17 protein-coding genes are annotated in these 17,927 nt (G+C 43.1%); 9 read left to right on the top strand and 8 right to left on the bottom strand.

From position 1 onward, the window contains the following. The 6 genes from ispC to rimO all read right to left on the bottom strand — a co-directional run bounded on the left by ispC (position 1) and on the right by rimO (position 5,540). A complete protein-coding gene (gene ispC / locus ACWM1W_RS06215) occupies positions 1–1,197 on the bottom strand; it encodes a 1-deoxy-D-xylulose-5-phosphate reductoisomerase (protein WP_005235287.1) in 1,197 nt (398 codons plus the stop codon). Continuing rightward, positions 1,198–2,022, bottom strand: a complete 825-nt coding sequence (locus ACWM1W_RS06210; RefSeq protein WP_004786167.1) for a phosphatidate cytidylyltransferase — start codon at positions 2,020–2,022, stop codon at positions 1,198–1,200. Between the two features lie 5 nt (positions 2,023–2,027). Further along, on the bottom strand, positions 2,028–2,780 hold the full coding sequence (uppS, locus tag ACWM1W_RS06205; RefSeq protein ID WP_005235285.1) for a polyprenyl diphosphate synthase: 753 nt from the start codon (positions 2,778–2,780) through the stop codon (positions 2,028–2,030). Positions 2,781–2,787: 7 nt separating this feature from the next. Next, positions 2,788–3,342, bottom strand: coding sequence for a ribosome recycling factor (gene frr / locus ACWM1W_RS06200; protein ID WP_005235283.1), 555 nt, complete (start codon positions 3,340–3,342; stop codon positions 2,788–2,790). 79 nt (positions 3,343–3,421) lie between these two features. Continuing rightward, positions 3,422–4,150, bottom strand: a complete 729-nt coding sequence (gene pyrH / locus ACWM1W_RS06195; protein ID WP_004786170.1) for a UMP kinase — start codon at positions 4,148–4,150, stop codon at positions 3,422–3,424. A 46-nt stretch (positions 4,151–4,196) separates the two neighbouring features. Continuing rightward, the gene (gene rimO / locus ACWM1W_RS06190) at positions 4,197–5,540 is read right to left on the bottom strand and encodes a 30S ribosomal protein S12 methylthiotransferase RimO (protein WP_004786172.1); all 1,344 of its coding nucleotides are present in this window, start codon (positions 5,538–5,540) and stop codon (positions 4,197–4,199) included. A gap of 350 nt (positions 5,541–5,890) precedes the next feature. Here rimO and glnL point away from each other — a divergent pair, with 350 nt between their 5' ends. Both glnL and glnG read left to right on the top strand, forming a co-directional pair. Continuing rightward, positions 5,891–7,000, top strand: a complete 1,110-nt coding sequence (glnL, locus tag ACWM1W_RS06185; RefSeq protein WP_214001318.1) for a nitrogen regulation protein NR(II) — start codon at positions 5,891–5,893, stop codon at positions 6,998–7,000. Further along, complete coding sequence (glnG, locus tag ACWM1W_RS06180) at positions 6,987–8,468, top strand: nitrogen regulation protein NR(I) (RefSeq protein WP_175967439.1); 1,482 nt, start codon at positions 6,987–6,989, stop codon at positions 8,466–8,468. The genes glnL and glnG overlap by 14 nt, the downstream gene beginning before the upstream one ends. A 56-nt stretch (positions 8,469–8,524) precedes the next feature. Here the strand turns inward: glnG and ACWM1W_RS06175 are convergent, their stop codons facing one another. After that, positions 8,525–8,851: a hypothetical protein gene (locus ACWM1W_RS06175; protein ID WP_214001319.1), complete on the bottom strand. Its 327-nt coding sequence runs from the start codon at positions 8,849–8,851 to the stop codon at positions 8,525–8,527. Between the two features lie 184 nt (positions 8,852–9,035). Beyond that, positions 9,036–10,916, bottom strand: coding sequence for a tRNA uridine-5-carboxymethylaminomethyl(34) synthesis enzyme MnmG (gene mnmG / locus ACWM1W_RS06170; RefSeq protein ID WP_214002316.1), 1,881 nt, complete (start codon positions 10,914–10,916; stop codon positions 9,036–9,038). Positions 10,917–11,165: 249 nt separating this feature from the next. Here mnmG and ACWM1W_RS06165 point away from each other — a divergent pair, with 249 nt between their 5' ends. From ACWM1W_RS06165 to purH, 7 genes are all read left to right on the top strand, one after another. Beyond that, positions 11,166–11,537 carry a hypothetical protein gene (locus ACWM1W_RS06165; RefSeq protein WP_175967433.1) on the top strand — a complete coding sequence of 124 codons (372 nt, stop codon included), beginning with the start codon at positions 11,166–11,168 and terminating at the stop codon, positions 11,535–11,537. 212 nt (positions 11,538–11,749) lie between these two features. After that, entirely contained in the window at positions 11,750–12,637 is an 888-nt protein-coding gene (locus tag ACWM1W_RS06160; protein ID WP_214001320.1) for a bile acid:sodium symporter family protein, read from the top strand. 88 nt (positions 12,638–12,725) lie between these two features. After that, entirely contained in the window at positions 12,726–13,625 is a 900-nt protein-coding gene (locus ACWM1W_RS06155; protein WP_180017654.1) for a bile acid:sodium symporter family protein, read from the top strand. Between the two features lie 123 nt (positions 13,626–13,748). Beyond that, positions 13,749–14,654, top strand: coding sequence for a 50S ribosomal protein L11 methyltransferase (gene prmA, locus ACWM1W_RS06150; RefSeq protein ID WP_214001321.1), 906 nt, complete (start codon positions 13,749–13,751; stop codon positions 14,652–14,654). Between the two features lie 18 nt (positions 14,655–14,672). Then, a complete protein-coding gene (locus tag ACWM1W_RS06145; protein WP_005235262.1) occupies positions 14,673–15,533 on the top strand; it encodes a DUF3426 domain-containing protein in 861 nt (286 codons plus the stop codon). 401 nt (positions 15,534–15,934) lie between these two features. Beyond that, entirely contained in the window at positions 15,935–16,204 is a 270-nt protein-coding gene (gene fis / locus ACWM1W_RS06140; protein ID WP_001086304.1) for a DNA-binding transcriptional regulator Fis, read from the top strand. Between the two features lie 95 nt (positions 16,205–16,299). Beyond that, positions 16,300–17,874 carry a bifunctional phosphoribosylaminoimidazolecarboxamide formyltransferase/IMP cyclohydrolase gene (gene purH, locus ACWM1W_RS06135; protein ID WP_005235255.1) on the top strand — a complete coding sequence of 525 codons (1,575 nt, stop codon included), beginning with the start codon at positions 16,300–16,302 and terminating at the stop codon, positions 17,872–17,874. The last annotated feature ends 53 nt before the right edge of the window (positions 17,875–17,927 follow it).

The following is a 17,927-nucleotide window of genomic DNA, read 5'->3' as shown; positions in this document are numbered from 1 at the left end:
TTAACTTCCTTTATTCACAACATATTGCTGTGATAAACCTCGTGCTGTGTGATCTGCATGCAGAATAGTATCCAGATCATGTGCTGGTTGATTGTCCATCTGATTCAGGACAGTTTCAACCACCTGAGGAATTTGGGTAAATCTGATTTGCTGATTTAAAAATGCAGCAACTGCAATTTCATTGGCCGCATTCAAAATTGTAGGCGCAATTCCACCACTCTTCATGGCTTGACGTGCTAATTTCAGTGCCGGAAAACGCACCACATCCGGTTCCTGGAAATTCAGCTGTGAATGCTTAAACAAATCCAGAGCCGGGATATGGGTACTGATCCGTTGTGGCCATGCCAAAGCATGTGCAATTGGCGTGCCCATATCCGGGTTACCCATTTGTGCCAATGTCGACCCGTCCACATATTGCACCATGGAATGAATAATACTCTGTGGATGGACAACAACTGTAACAAATTGTTCTTGAACTGCAAACAAATGACACGCTTCGATAAGTTCCAGCCCTTTATTCATTAAAGTAGCTGAATCTACAGAAATCTTTTGCCCCATTGACCAGTTTGGATGTTTGCAGGCTTGAGCAGGCGTCACATCATGCAATTGCTCAAGAGAATGATTCAGGAATGGACCGCCAGAAGCAGTCAGTAAAATCTGATGAACACCGAGCTTAGGTTGACCATTACGTTCGGCATCAAAGTAGTTTTGAGGCAGGCACTGGAAAATCGCATTATGTTCAGAGTCGACTGGCAATAATAATGCACCATAATCTCGCGCAGCTTGCATCATGATGTCGCCGGACATGACCAAGGCTTCTTTATTGGCCAATAGGACACGCTTACCCGCTTTGACTGCAGCCAATGTAGGAAGCAGGCCCGCCGCCCCGACAATTGCTGCCATCACGATATCAACATCCGCATACTCTGCGACTGAAATTAAGCCTGCTTCGTCCTGAAGAATTTCGATATCTGATAAGCCCTGTACTTGTAGCAGCTGAGAAAGCTCATCAACTTTATTTGCAGGCACTACAGCCACTTTAGGACGGTACTGCTGACAGATTTCTGCCAGCTCAGTAATACGACTTTGCGCTGTCACAGCGAAAACCGAGTAAGCTTCAGGATGTTGCTGCAAAATTTTTAAAGTACTTTGACCAATTGAACCTGTAGCACCCAGTATACAAACAGCTTGTGACATTTATAAATCTACGCCAATAAGTTTTAAAACATATATGCCTGTTGCAAAGATAGGAGCTGCAGCAAGCAAAGAATCAATACGATCTAGTACACCACCATGACCCGGCAAAATACGGCCCGAATCCTTGATTCCAGCACGACGCTTGATCATGGATTCAAACAGGTCACCTAGCACTGAACTAAATACGGTAATAACAGAAAGAATCAGGAACAGACATAGCTCTGGCCAGGTCATATCCAGATAAAGTGAAGCGACGGCAACCACGATGAGCATGGAGGTAAGAATACCACCGTATAGACCTTCTACCGACTTGTTTGGGCTGACATTTGGTGCGAGTTTTTTCTTGCCGAATTTGCGTCCAACAAAGTAAGCGCCACTGTCTGCACCCCAAACCAGCAGGAACAGGTACATTAACCACCATGGGGAGTTTAACCAAACCGAGAAGATTGCCGTAACAGCAGCAGAAACCAGTACAATCCCGATGCCATGCAAGCTGACATTGTACCAGCCATCATAATCAGGATAGGTTTTAACCCAGTAGATACTCAGCAACCAGGTCAGAATAGATGCCGACCACAATAATAAGGCCACATCCCAATAGTATAAAGCCAGTGCAGATAGGGCTGCAGTCAGTAGACCATAGCCCCACGCCACTGGCTTGATAACATTTTTACATTTTCGCGGCATGAGTTTAAACCACTCATAGCCTGCCACCCCGGCAGCCACAACCATCAATGCGAACATTGGATATTGTGATTTGGTCGCAAACATACAGCTCAGTACGACTGCAACCAGCACCAATGCGGTTATAATCCGCTCAAACATGTGTATTAATTCTCAAGTCTTTCTTGAAGAATCTGCTCTGATGTTTTACCAAAACGACGTTCGCGCCCACCAAATACAGCAAGTGCATCATCGAATTCCTCTACGGTAAATTCTGGCCATAAGGTCTCAGTAAAATACAGCTCTGCATATGCTGCCTGCCAGAGCAGGAAATTGGACAGGCGGAAATCTCCACCGGTACGAATCAGCAGATCAACAGGCGGCAAGTCACTCAAACTGACATATTGACCGAACACATCAGTATCAATTGCTTCAAGATCTAATTTATTTATTAAAACATCCGCAGCAATCTGCTTCGCAGCTTGTGCCATGTCCCACATTCCACCATAGCTGATTGCAATGGTAAGCGTCATACTATCGAAATTAGCAGTCCTTTGTTCTGCTTGCAACATCAATGCTTGCAATTCAGGAGATAAACGCGACCGATCACCAATAAAACGTAAAGCAATATTAAATTTTTGCATACGTGGTAACTGTTCATGAATCGTGTCTTCCAACAACTTCATGAGCAAGTCGACCTCATATTGGGGACGGTTCCAGTTTTCGCTAGAGAATGCAAAGACCGTTAAAGCCTGGATATTTCTTTTTCTACAATGTTCAACAATCGGGTCTAGAACCGTTTTTCCTTCACGGTGTCCATCGCCTTTCTGCATCTGATTTTTTTTGGCAAAACGATTGTTGCCATCCATGATGATGGCAACATGTTTTGGAAGACGGGAATTTTCTTCAGAAGCGGTCATTGATGAATTAAACCTTCATCAATTCAGCTTCTTTCGCAGCCAAGCGCTTGTCAACTTCAGCAACAAATTTGTCTGTGATTTTCTGAATTTCGTCAGATGCACGACGTTCATCATCTTCAGAAATTTCTTTTTCTTTCAACAATGCTTTGATGTCACCCAATACATCACGACGGATGTTACGAATCGCGACTTTGGCATTTTCAGCTTCGTTTCGTGCAACTTTCTGCATGTCACGACGGGTTTCTTCAGTCAACGCTGCCATTGGTACACGGATCGCGTCAGCAGTAATCGGGTTCAAACCAAGATCAGACTCACGGATCGCCTTATCAATCGCAGCAACCATTGAACGTTCAAATGGTTGAACCAGCAATGTACGTGAATCTTCCACGCCTACGTTTGCAACCTGATTCAATGGCACATCAGAGCCGTAGTAAGGAACCATGACGCCGTTCAAAATTGATGGATGCGCACGTCCGGTACGAACTTTTGCGAAACCATGTTCTAACGAGTCAAGAGACTTGTTCATACGCTCTTCTGCGTCTTTTTTAAGATCGTTAATCATATGATCTTCCTTACTTAATTCTTAAAAGATGTATTTACTAAATTAGGAGGTAGTATAAAGGGCTTTGTAGCTCACGTCATTAATTGGTGACGTGAGTTCCTTCTTTTTCACCCATCACCACTGAAAGCAATGCGCCAGATTTGTTCATGTCAAATACTTGAAGTGGCACATTGTGGTCACGACATAAGCAGATCGCAGTTAAATCCATGACGCCCAACTTCTCGTCCAGCACCTGATCAAATGTCAAGGTATCGTATTTCACGGCATCTTCGTATTTGCTTGGATCTTTGTTGTAAACGCCATCAACCTTAGTAGCTTTCAGGATCAGGTCAGATTCAATCTCGATACCACGCAAACAAGCTGCTGTATCCGTAGTAAAGAACGGATTACCTGTACCCGCAACAAATACGCACACTTCACCTTGAGTCAGATGACGAATCGCATCACGGCTAGAATAAGATTCAACCACTGCACCAATCGGTAATGCAGACATCAAACGGGTTTTGATATTACGGCGTACCAAAGCATCACGTAATGCCAGACCGTTCATGACAGTCGCCAACATACCCATCTGGTCACCGGTTACACGACCAACAAGACCGTCTTTTTGCAACTGGCTACCACGGTACAGGTTACCGCCGCCCACCACGATACCGACTTGTACACCCAAACCCACGAGATGCGCAATAGAAAGTGACATCTGATCGAGCACTTGTGCATCGATACCCATGTCCTTGTTTCCTGCCAGTGCTTCACCAGATAGCTTTAGCAGGATGCGACCAAATCGTGGCTTTTTAGAATCCAACATCATCAAACTCCAAATTATTTAATCTAAATTCTTTTAATTCAAAATCTTAAGCAGACTTGATTGAGATCAGTTTGGCAAATAAATCATATTCATCTGCATCAGTGATTTCGACTTCAAGCAAATCCCCTGCCTTAATCACACTTTTGTCGATATCTTCAACAAAAACATTACCATCAATTTCAGGCGCATCCGCATATGAGCGCGCTACAGCAACCGGGAATTCTTCTTCCAGGTCATCGACTAGCACCGTCATTTTCTGGCCAATACGTTTTTGTAGCTTCGCTGCTGAAATTTCCTGCTGAACCTGCATGAAACGTTCATAACGCTCCTGCTTGATCTCTTCCGGCACATGGTCTGGAAGATCATTCGCCGTCGCACCTTCAACTGGTGAGTAAGTAAAACAGCCCACGCGATCCAGTTGTGCTTCTTTCAGCCAGTCCAGAAGCATCTGGAAATCTTCTTCAGTTTCGCCCGGGAAACCCACCACAAATGTAGAACGGATGACTAGGTCAGGACATTTCTCACGCCAAACTTTTAAACGCTCCAGTGTATTTTCACTGTGAGCAGGTCGTTTCATCAGCTTCAGGATTCTTGGGCTAGCATGCTGGAATGGAATATCCAGATAAGGCAGGATTTTGCCTTGAGCCATCAAATCAATCACGGCATCTACGTGTGGATATGGATAGACATAGTGCAGACGCACCCAGATGCCCAATTGACCCAATGCTTCACACATGTCATAGAATTTGGTTTTAACTGGCTGGCCGTTCCAGAAATCCAGTTTGTATTTGGTGTCGACGCCATAAGCAGAAGTATCTTGGGAGATCACGAGTACTTCTTTGACACCTGAACGTTTCAGTGCTGCAGCTTCTTCAAGCACAGAACCGACTGGACGAGATACCAGATCACCACGCATACTTGGAATGATGCAGAAGGTACAACGATGGTTACAGCCTTCCGAAATTTTCAGGTATGCATAATGTTTAGGGGTTAAACGGATACCCTGCTCAGGCACCAGATCAATAAATGGATTGTGTTTTGGCGGTTCAGGGACATATTCATGTACCGCATCCATCACTTCTTCATATGCTGCTGCACCCGTCACCTTCAGGACATTCGGGTGCATTTGGCGAATTTTATCTTCGTCTTTTCCTAGACAACCTGTTACGATGACACGACCATTCGCGCTCATCGCTTCACCGATGGCATCTAAAGACTCTTGTACTGCAGATTCAATAAAACCACAGGTATTTACTACTACTAAATCAGCACCGTCATAATCCGATGCGACATCATAACCTTCAGTCTTTAACTGAGTTAAAATTCGTTCAGAATCTACCAATGCCTTAGGACAACCTAAAGATACAAAACCGACTTTGGGGGACTTCATGAATCTGCGCTCCACTAGAATGCGCGTATTGTATGTCTTTTCGCATCATAAAAATAGTTGAAATGGCTACTCTTTGCATCACGCACTAAAATAACGCCATAAAATATTCAATATAAAAGCTTATGCACCAAAATGAATCATTTTAGGTTTACAGCCTCAATTTAATCCGTTATACCTGAGTTTGATTGGGCATCCCCGTCAGATTTCGTGCATTTTTCAGCAAAATTTTAACAAGAGTTCTAAAGTTGGCGTGCATCTTGCTTAATTTGCCTCAAATCTGAACTTTGAAATTGTTATTTTGCTTTATGAAGATGCCATTGCGCCATTTTAATACAGGAAAACCACCGCTAATGGATCAGCCTCATTCCATCGATTATCGCCTTTTGGTGGACAACCTGACCACTGCCATTATGCTGGTTGATAGCCAACTGAATATTTATTACTTAAATACAGCCTGCGAGGCTATGTTTGATGTCAGCCTGTTACGCGCATCAGGCACGCCGGTCTTAAATATACTGCAAGCGCCAACAGATGAATTCAATACTGAAGAATCTCTATATAACACGCTGCATACTGGCCAACCTTATACTCGCCGTGAGGCGACGATCATCGTCAACTTTAAAGACATTCATGTGGACTATACGGTTTCCCTGCTCAATGCGGGCAAGCCAAATCATCCTTTATTGCTGATCGAGCTGAATCAGCGTGACCGTATGCTGAAAATCTCACGTGAAGAAAACTATATCCAACAGCACCAGGTCGCGCGTCAGTTGATTCGTGGCGTGGCACATGAGATCAAGAATCCACTCGGTGGCATTCGTGGTGCAACCCAGCTTCTGGCACGTAGCCTTGAAGATCCAAAATATAAAGAGTTCACTGACATTATTATTAGTGAAGTGGATCGCCTGAGAAATCTGGCAGATAGCATGCTCGGTTCACGTCAATTACCAAGCTATGAAATGGTCAATGTGCATGAACCCTTAGAACGCGTCCGCTCACTGATTGTAAATCAGACTAAAAAGAAAATTAAAATTACCCGGGACTATGACCTGTCCCTGCCGGAAGTTCTGGCAGATCGCGATCAGCTCATTCAGGTTATGCTAAATATCTGCGTGAATGCCGTTCAGGCGATGACAGAAAACAAGGATTTCTTTATCGAGCATCAACCGGAACTTATTTTAAGAACCCGGATTCAGCGTTTATACACTATTAATGGTGTGATACATCGCTCAGTGGTACGCATCGACATTGAAGACAATGGTCCGGGTGTACCAGACGATATTATTGAAGCCGTTTTCTACCCGCTGGTGACCAGCCGTGCCAAAGGAACCGGCCTGGGCCTCAGTATTGCTCAAAATATAATGCACCAACATAACGGAATGATTGAATGCCAATCAGTTCCAGGAAAAACCTTATTTAGCTTATTTTTACCTTGGGAGTCAGATCATGTCGCGAAATAAAATATGGGTGATTGATGACGATCGTGCCATGCGTTGGGTACTAGAAAAAACATTTAAAGAAGAAGGTTTCGACGTTACCAGTTTTGAAGAAGCCCAGTCAGCACTTGATCAGTTGGGTGTCGATGCACCTGATGTGATTCTTACCGATATCCGTATGCCGGGTATTGATGGTTTGACCTTTTTAGGCAAAGTAAAAAATACCAATCCTGATCTGCCAGTTATTATTATGACGGCGCATTCAGATCTGGAATCGGCGGTATCCAGTTATCAAACGGGTGCTTTTGAATACCTGCCAAAGCCATTTGATATTGATGAAGCATTGGCACTGGTTAATCGTGCGATTTTGCATATCACCAAATTACAGCAGCAAGAATCTGCTAAATCTGCACCAACGATTCAGTCAACGGAGATCATTGGTGAATCGCCTGCGATGCAGGAAGTGTTCCGTGCGATTGGTCGTTTGTCTCAATCACATATTACCGTGCTGATTAATGGTGAATCGGGTACAGGTAAAGAACTGGTCGCGCATGCCCTACACCGCCATTCACCACGTAGTAATAAACCATTTATTGCACTAAACATGGCTGCAATTCCAAAAGACCTGATTGAGACTGAATTGTTTGGTCATGAAAAAGGCGCTTTTACCGGTGCAAATACGCAACGTCAGGGCCGTTTTGAACAGGCCAACGGCGGTACGCTATTCCTGGATGAAATTGGCGACATGCCTTTTGAAACACAAACGCGTTTATTACGTGTCCTGGCAGATGGTGAATTCTATCGCGTTGGTGGTCACATTCCGGTTAAAGTTGATGTACGTATTGTGGCTGCAACGCATCAGGATCTGGAAAAACTGGTACATGACGGCCGCTTCCGTGAAGACTTATATCACCGTCTAAACGTGATTCGTATTCATATTCCTAAACTGGCACATCGCTCTGAAGATATTCCGATGCTGGCACAGCATTTCCTCGCGCGTGCAGGTAAAGAACTGGGTGTAAATCCTAAAATCTTGCGCCCTGAAACTCAGGAATATATGCAAAAGCTGCCTTGGCAAGGGAACGTGCGTCAGCTTGAAAATACCTGTCGCTGGCTCACAGTGATGATCACAGGCCGTGAAGTTTATCCAGAAGATCTACCACCTGAATTGAAGCAAATTCCAATTCAGCAGCAGGATCCGGGCACTCCAATTCCCAACCTGAATCAAATTGCACCGCATCACTGGGATGAATTATTAGGTCAATGGGCGATCCAGAAACTGAAAAACGGCGAAATGAAGCTGTTAGATGTGGCCACACCAATGTTTGAACGCACTCTGATCAATGCTGCACTACAACAAACCCGTGGTCGTAAGCGTCATGCAGCCGAACTATTAGGTTGGGGACGTAATACACTCACTCGTAAGCTGAAAGAACTCGGTATGGACAGTGCGGATGACGATGAAGTAGAAGAAGTCGAAGGCCAGGCCTGAAATTAAAAAAGCACCCAAGGGTGCTTTTTTATTGCTTATATATAGTAATGAGATTCTTACACTGTTAAACCGATATAACGCGAATAACCTGCTGCACCCAAATCAGATTTTAAAATCAGATAATTCGGATAAGCACTTGTGGTGATTTCTTCGAACATGTTGACGATGTCATCATTGGCATGCAGCTCATCCACTGTCTTTCGCATAGTTTGCTCAAATTCATCGGTAATGTATTCAAAGCCGATATCCATGGCAATAAATAAGGTATGTTCACAGGGTTGAACATACTGTTCTTCTTGCCAGTTAATAATCTCTTGATGGCAATGTGGGCAGGCAATATTATCGGTGGCTTGGATGTCGAGTTCTACAAGTTGATATGGCATCTTTAATATCTAAAATTAAGACCTTCATTATTTTAACAAACGATTGAATATGAAATCTAATTATTATAAACAGATCTTTCCCTCTCCTTTTAGGGGAGGATCAGGGAGAGGTAGATTTCAAAACAACAGTTCTATTCCACAATAGAAAACCCGCACTTAGCGGGTTTTCTATTACTTCATGATCTTAAGCAGATTTTTTCGCTTGAGCATTCTTACGGATGGTGATCATCACCAGTTGAACCGCTGCTGGTGTTACACCTGGAATGCGACTTGCCTGAGCCAGTGTTTCAGGACGAATATCTTTTAGCTTCAAGGTAATTTCGCGAGAAAGACCTGAAACAACATCATAGTCAAAATCAGCAGGAATCTTGGTTTCCTCTAAACGTTTCATTTGCGCAACGTCTTGATGCTGACGGTTGATATAACCTTCGTATTTCACTGCAATCTCAATCTGGTCACCCACTTGTTGAGAGACTTCAGAACCAGTCAATTCAGCAATTTGAGCAAAGGTAATGTTTGGACGTTTCAGCAAATCAATCGCAGAACATTCTTTAGAAAGATCCGCACCTGTTATCTCAACGAATTTTTTACCCATTGAGTTGTTTGGTGCAGCCCAAAGATGTTGCAAACGACCTGTTTCTTTCTCTACAGCTTCCATTTTTTCACAGTAAGCTGCCCAACGTTCGTCATCAACTAAGCCCATTTCACGGCCGATTGGTGTTAAACGTTGATCCGCATTGTCTTCACGTAGCATCAAACGGTATTCCGCACGAGACGTGAACATACGGTACGGTTCTTTAGTACCTAAAGTAATCAGGTCATCAACCAGTACACCCATGTATGCTTCATCACGTTTTGGTGTCCATTGCTCCTGATCCCAAGCGCGACGTGCTGCGTTCAAGCCTGCAAGCAAACCTTGAGCACCCGCTTCTTCATAACCTGTCGTACCGTTGATCTGACCAGCAAAGTACAGGTTATTGATCGCTTTGGTTTCCAAAGTGAATTTCAACGCTTGCGGGTTAAAGTAATCGTATTCAATCGCATAACCCGGACGAAGAATATGTGCATTTTCCATACCACGGATTGAGCGTACCAGTTCAAACTGCACGTCAAATGGTAAAGACGTTGAAATACCGTTTGGATAAAGCTCATGTGTATCCAAGCCTTCAGGCTCAAGGAATACTTGGTGTGAGTCTTTATCCGCGAATTTATGAATTTTATCTTCAATCGATGGGCAATAACGTGGACCTACACCCTCAATCACACCAGTGTACATTGGTGAACGGTCTAAACCGCCACGAATGATCTCATGAGTACGTTCATTGGTATGTGTAATATAGCAATTCACCTGTTCAGGGTGCATAGACACATCACCCATAAATGACATGGTCGGAGATGGAAAATCACCCGGCTGTGGAGTCATTACAGAGAAATCAACTGAACGCGCATCGATACGTGGTGGTGTACCCGTTTTTAAACGACCCACAGGTAAATTTAATTCACGTAGACGGTGCGCCAGAGAAATTGAAGGAGGATCGCCAGCACGACCACCTGAAGCATTGTTTAAACCGATGTGAATCACACCGCCTAAGAATGTACCCGCAGTCAGCACCACAGTTTTCGCATCAAAGCGAATACCCATTTGGGTCACGACACCTTTAACGGTATCACCTTCAACAATCAGGTCATCTGCCGCTTGCTGGAAGATATCTAGGTTCGCTTGATTTTCTAAAGTCTCACGAATCGCCGCTTTATAACGAACACGGTCAGCCTGCGCACGAGTCGCACGTACTGCTGCACCTTTGCGTGAATTCAGAATACGGAATTGAATACCGCCTTTATCGGCAGCCAGCGCCATCGCACCGCCCAAGGCATCAATTTCACGCACTAAATGTGATTTACCGATCCCGCCAATGGCCGGGTTACAGCTCATCTGCCCTAAAGTCTCAATGTTATGAGTTAAGAGTAATGTCTGTCGACCCATACGTGCTGCAGCCAGTGCTGCTTCCGTACCTGCGTGACCGCCACCGATAACAATGACATCGTATACTTTAGGATAGTGCATAGTGGTAAATAGAGAGATAGAAAAAGGATAGCTGAACATTATAGCAAACTTCCTTCCAAAGTTGACAAAATCACTTGAATTTATCCTTCGGAATTTGCCCTGCCAGCCAATAAAGCAATGTAATTAAACTTTGCAGACTTACTATATAAATTAAACATCTAAACTCAAAAAGTTACCCGACTCATATTGTTTAATATTGATTAGTTTTTAATCTATAAAGTGGTCACATTACAAACAAAGGTATACATGATGAATAAGAATATTTTCCTAGCAACAGCGCTCTGCGGTCTATGTTTCGCTCCATTTGCAGCCTCAGCAAATGATAAAGTCGAAAAGGTTTATAATGCCCAAAAATACCAGCAAGTTTGTAAAGGTAAATCAGAGGGTGCTCCTGTAAGTTTTGCTTACCGCGGCATTATCTGGAATGGTACCTGTCAGCAACAGTTCTTCCCTTCATCATCAACCAATATCAAAGGCGATGAACCCGAACTTTATACATCTTGTAGTTCAGGCGGCGAAACTTCTGCAACCATTAATGGCACTCAGATCAATGGTAAATGTGCATTAGGCTTTACCCCTCCACGTCCACAGTCACAAATGCAGTCTCAGCCACGGATGTAACAAGATATGCAGTCTCAACCGCAAATGCAAACTCAGCCTCAAACCCCATCTCAATCAGGGATGTAAATCACTATATAGCTGATTAAATATATTTTTAATCATAAACTTAACGGGTAAAATGCATAAATTTTACCCGTTTTTATATTGCTTATTTATTCATCTACGCTAAACTCAAAACATACCTAAAAAATGAATAATAAAAAGGAAACTTCATGGATTCGGGGTTTTTTAGCTTGTTTTTGCCGATTACTTTGGCAATAACAATGATGGGGTTAGGGCTACAGTTAACAATCAAGGATTTTCTACATGTTAGCCGTTATCCTAAGGTGATTTTTATTGTCTTATTCTCACAACTGGTAATTTTAACCGGTTTAACCTTTTTAATCTGTCTGGTACTTGATCTGCCGCCATTGCTTGCTGTAGGCATGATGCTGCTGGCTGCCTCTCCAGGAGGAGCTACTGCCAATCTGCTGAGTTATCTTTATAAAGGTGATGTTGCGCTTAATATCACGTTAACCGCTATCAATACGATTATTTCTATTTTTACCTTACCTTTTATTATGAACCTGTCCCTGTACTATTTTATAGGACAGGATACCGGCATCGGCTTACCGCTTGAAAAAATGGCTCAGGTTTTTCTGATTACGCTGATTCCGGTTGTGATCGGCATGCTAATTCGGGCAAAATTTCCAAAGCTTTCAGATGTTGTACATATGCCAATGCGGCTGCTTTCTATCGCCTTTTTAAGCATGCTCTTGATCTATGCCATTTTCCAAGAGCGCTTTAACATTATCGAATATTTTGCCAGCATTGGGATTGCTACCTCTATATTATGTTTTTCCAGCCTGTTTCTCGGTTATTGCCTGCCTTTATTAATGGATATTCCAGACAAGATGGCACGTGCCTGTACCTTTGAAGTCGGCATTCATAACACAACTGTATCCATGACGATTGCGATTTCTGTCCTGAATAATGTCACCATTGCCATCCCTGCGGGTATTTATTCAATTGTCATGTACGTTTTTGCTGGTATTTTTGGTTTTATGATCAGCCAGCAGAAACTCAGCTATAGTGGCAAGAGTCGTTTATCAGATTTGTAACTTTCTAAGTCAATTGCCTGCTTAAGCTGTATGCTTTTTTATAGAAAATTTAAAACTATTAAAATAAATTTATATAAGGAGCATGCAAATGGACTCTGGCATCATAACAATATTCCTCCCCCTCGCACTCGCCATCATCATGGTGGGATTAGGACTCGAACTCACACTCAAAGATTTTGCGCGGGTAAGTCAGCACCCTAAAGCAGTGCTGGTTGCCTTGTTTTGTCAATTAATTCTGCTGGTAAGCATTGCTTTCATTCTATGTAAAGTTCTGGCTTTACCACCTTTACTCGCTGTTGGTCTGATGTTGCTGGCCGCATCGCCAGGTGGTAGCACCGCAAATCTGTTCAGCTATCTATTTAAAGGTGATTTGGCGCTTAATATTACCTTGACTGCGATCAATTCGGTGGTTGCTGCATTTACCTTACCTTTAATCATGAATTTCTCGATCATGCATTTTATGCAGGACAGTCAGCAGATCAGCTTGCAGTTTGGAAAGATTCTGCAAGTGTTTGGTATCATTATTATACCAGTCGCGATTGGTATGTTGATTCGTCATTATGCCCCAGCACTCACTGTAAAGCTGAATAAGCCTCTTCGCATTTTTGCAGTCCTCTTTCTGGTGCTGATTATTGCCGGAGCAATTTATAGTGAACGCGCCAATATTGCCGAATATCTGACTCAGGTGGGTTTAGCAACCGCCCTGTTCTGTCTCTTCAGCTTAATGATTGGCTATTTTGTTCCACGACTAATGAACATCAATTCTGCTCAAGCACGTGCCAGCGCTTTCGAGATCGGTATTCATAACAGTACACTCGCCATGACCATTGCACTTACTGTCATGTCCAGCACTGTGGTTGCCATGCCTGCTGCGGTCTATTCCATCTTTATGTATATCTTCGCGGCTATTTTTGGATTATTACTGAATCGCTTTGCTCCAGTAGCTGCACGCCCTACCATCTCTCCCACTCAAGAAAATGCGTTTTAACCGGTTTTTATAAAAAGGGTGCGTAAGCATCCTTTTTATTTGACTCCATCTCAAGAAGATCACACCTTCAAGCTGAACTTCCGTTACAATAGCTTTTTGAAAAAATGTATAAAGGTTATTTCTGTGAAGTGGTTACAAATTCATATTACAGTTGATCAAGCTCAGGTAGATTTTACTGAAACATTACTTAGCTCACTGGGCGCCTTAAGTGTCACTCTGGATGATGCTGAAAACCAGGATTTACTGGAACCACTTCCAGGTGAAACACCGCTCTGGAATAAAGTGATCGTGACTGGCATCTATGCTCAAGAAGATGACGAAGAAGAAATCGATGTAGCTGCTTTGGAAACCTTTATTCGCGCACAACTACCTGAAGCACCCATCCGCCACGAATTCCTGGAAGATCAAGCTTGGGAACGCACCTGGATGGATGCCTACGAGCCAATCCAGATTTCTGAAAAATTCTGGATTGTTCCAGAGTGGATGGAAGCGCCTGAAGCAGATGCAGTGAATATCAAGCTTGATCCAGGTTTAGCTTTTGGTACAGGTAACCACGCCTCTACTTTCCTTTGCCTGCAATGGTTGGGTAAAACTGATGTAAAAGACAAGATCGTGATCGATTATGGCTGTGGTTCAGGTATTCTGGCTGTCGCTGCATTGTTACTCGGTGCCAAATATGCGTATGCAACTGATATTGACCCACAAGCTGTTTTGGCCACCAAACAGAATGCTGAACTGAATGGTGTATTGGATCGACTTTATGTTGGTTTACCAGAGGAGTTCAATGCAGAGCTTGGCGAGCAGAAAGCAGATGTATTTGTTGCTAATATTCTGGCTGGCCCACTCATGATGCTTGAGCCTGAGTTCGCAGAATTGGTCAAACCTGAGGCAGAGTTCGCACTCGCAGGTGTTATTGAAGAGCAAGTTGCTGATGTTACTAGCATTTACTCAAAACATTTTGATATATTAGAAGTAGAAAAACGCGATGAACACTGGTGCCGTATTTCGGGGAAACGCCATAAGAATTAAAGAGTCTATAAAACATTTATGAGTGACAAGCGAACCCACTGCCCGACCTGCTCTACAACCTATAAAGTTACGGTTGCGCAATTAACCATTGCCCAAGGCATGGTTTGCTGCCCAAAATGTAGTACGACCTTTAATGCTTTATCGCATCTGGTGACCGAAGCACAGAATTCGGTCGCCCTTACCCATACGCCAAGTCATGTTTCTTATATTAATAGAAGCCTCGCCGAATCTACTTGTTCAGCCAATTCTTCAGATCAGCACTATTTACTCAACATCTTTGATGAAAAAGTTGAAAACTCAAATATTGATCTGAAAACATATCTGAACAACCTGAATTATTTCAGTACCGAACCGATTGCAATCCTCCCTAGCATGAACTGGGATGATCAGGCTGATAAACAGCACAATAAAGGCCCGCTTTATTATTTAGGCTGGACCAGCCTAAACCTGTTCTTATTTGGCTTACTTTTATTTCAATTCTTCTGGTTTAATCCACACTATATTAAGAATAGTCATGTGATGAGTGTGGCTTTTAACAATATCTGTGAAGTGTTCAACTGTTCCAATCTCGAAGAACATTACAATCTGATCAATACCAATAAGGTCAAAGCCAAAGCAATTGCTACAGATAAAACCCAGTTTAGCGGTGAACTGATCAATTTCCATAAGCGTAGTCTGGAAATGCCAAATTTGAGAGTCCACCTTAAAGATCAGGGTGTGGTCTTGGCGACTTATAATTTAAAACCTCAGGAATACCTGATCGAAAGCTTGGTCAAGATTCAACGTATTCCCCAAAACAGCCCATTTAAATTTGAATTTGTGCTTCCTGTCGACCGTAAAGACTTCGATAATTACAGTTTGGAAATAATTCGACCTTAATATTGATAAAAACTATTAAAAAACGAAAAAAAAGTTAAAAAAAATGCAGTTTTCTTGCTCACTTTTCCCGAGACAATGGTATTATACGCGCCACGAAAGCTATGTGCTGCAAACTCCTCGCTACTTTTTCACAACAAATACAGTCTTGCCTAATGCGCTCTAAAACTTATTGCGTATCTAGCAGATTTTTTTGTTTTGATTTTGGTCAGTAACAAAACTTTAACTATTGTTACGCTTATTTTTCGACCAAATCGTCGAGATGTGGCAAGCTACAAGCTCAATGTAATGACCAAGTTTTAGAACTCCAGTTTTAGGATCTAAAATGGAGTTCATTTCAATTTCTAGACCACTTTTATATATCGCTTTACCCAAGTGATATTTGATTTTTCGGATTAATTCGCATGAATAGCAAATCTCCTATTTTTACTGCACAATCTGATGTCGCTCTTCGTATTCACGTAGATCGCGCAGTTCGCCACTACTTTGCACAACTGCAAGGCGAGCAACCTTCTCAGGTGTACGACATGGTGCTGGCAGAAATGGAGAAGCCTTTATTATCTGTCGTTCTAGAATATACGCGTGGTAATCAGACACGCGCTGCCGAGATTCTCGGACTAAACCGCGGTACTTTACGCAAAAAGTTAAAAGCTCACGGTTTAATGAGTGAATAAATGATAAAATGCTTGCGGCTACCGCAGGCATTTTTTTTTGACTGTTAATTAGCTATTTAGATTTAATCTGTTCCTTGGTAACTGTGACGAAGATCATGACTATTAAACGCGCTTTAATCTCTGTTTCCGATAAAACCGGTATTGTGGAATTTGCACAAGACCTTGCTGCTCTTGGGGTAGAAATTTTATCTACAGGTGGTACATACAAATTGTTGAAAGACAATAATGTCGCTGTAGTAGAAGTTTCGGAGCACACTGGTTTCCCAGAGATGATGGACGGCCGTGTAAAAACACTACATCCGAAAATTCATGGTGGCATTTTGGCTCGTCGTGGTCTAGACGAAGCTGTGATGGCTGAACACAACATCGATGCGATCGATCTTGTCGTTGTTAACCTGTATCCATTTGCTGCAACTGTAGCGAAACCAAACTGTTCACTGGCTGATGCGATTGAAAATATCGACATCGGTGGTCCAACAATGGTTCGTGCTGCTGCGAAAAACCACGCATCTGTTGGTATCGTGGTAAATGCTGCTGACTATACGACTGTGATTGCTGAGCTTAAAGCTGAGGGTGCTTTATCTTATGCAACGCGTTTTGACCTTGCTGTTAAAGCATTCGAACACACTGCTCAATATGACGGTATGATCGCATCTTACCTAGGCGCTCGCGTAGGTAAAGAAGAAGGTCAGGCAGATAAATTTGCGCGTACTTTCAATACTCAATTAAACAAAGCTCAAGACTTACGTTACGGTGAAAACCCGCACCAGTCTGCTGCGTTCTATGTTGACCCTGCTGCGAAAGAAGCTTCTGTTGCGACTGCTAAGCAGTTACAAGGTAAAGAACTCTCATATAACAACATCGCGGATACTGATGCTGCACTTGAATGCGTTAAATCATTCGCGAAACCTGCTTGTGTGATCGTAAAACACGCGAACCCATGTGGTGTTGCAGTATCTCTAGACGGCATCAAAGCCGCTTATGATCTTGCTTATGCAACTGACCCAGAATCTGCATTTGGCGGCATCATTGCGTTCAACCGTGAATTAGACGTTGCAACTGCGCAAGCAATTGTGGATCGTCAATTCGTTGAAGTGATCATTGCACCAAGTATCGCTGACGGCGTACTTGAAGTGACTGACGCGAAGAAAAACGTACGTGTACTCGTATGTGGCGAACTTCCAGCGATTAATGAACGTGCTCCACAGCTTGACTACAAACGTGTAAACGGTGGTTTACTGGTTCAAGATCAAGACTTGGGCATGATCACGAAAGATGACCTTAAAGTAGTGACTAAGCGTGCTCCAACTGAACAAGAAATCGATGACATGATCTTTGCTTGGAAAGTTGCGAAATACGTGAAATCAAACGCGATTGTTTATGCGAAAAACCGTCAAACTATTGGTGTGGGCGCAGGTCAAATGAGCCGTGTAAACTCAGCTCGTATTGCTGCGATCAAAGCTGAACACGCTGGTTTAGTGGTTGAAGGTGCAGTTATGGCATCTGATGCCTTCTTCCCATTCCGTGACGGTATCGACAACGCGGCTAAAGCCGGCATCAAATGCATTATCCAACCAGGTGGTTCAATGCGTGACGAAGAAACAATTGCTGCAGCGGATGAAGCTGGTATTGCAATGGTATTCACTGGCATGCGTCATTTCCGCCACTAATTAATTATAAGTTGTATTTATTAATCCCCCTAAATCCCCCTTTATAAAAAGGG

It is taken from the genome of Acinetobacter sp. TW_SC_4, from assembly GCF_054861205.1.
Note: the sequence above shows the minus strand (reverse complement) of the source record. Positions and strands in the feature narration are given on the sequence as shown.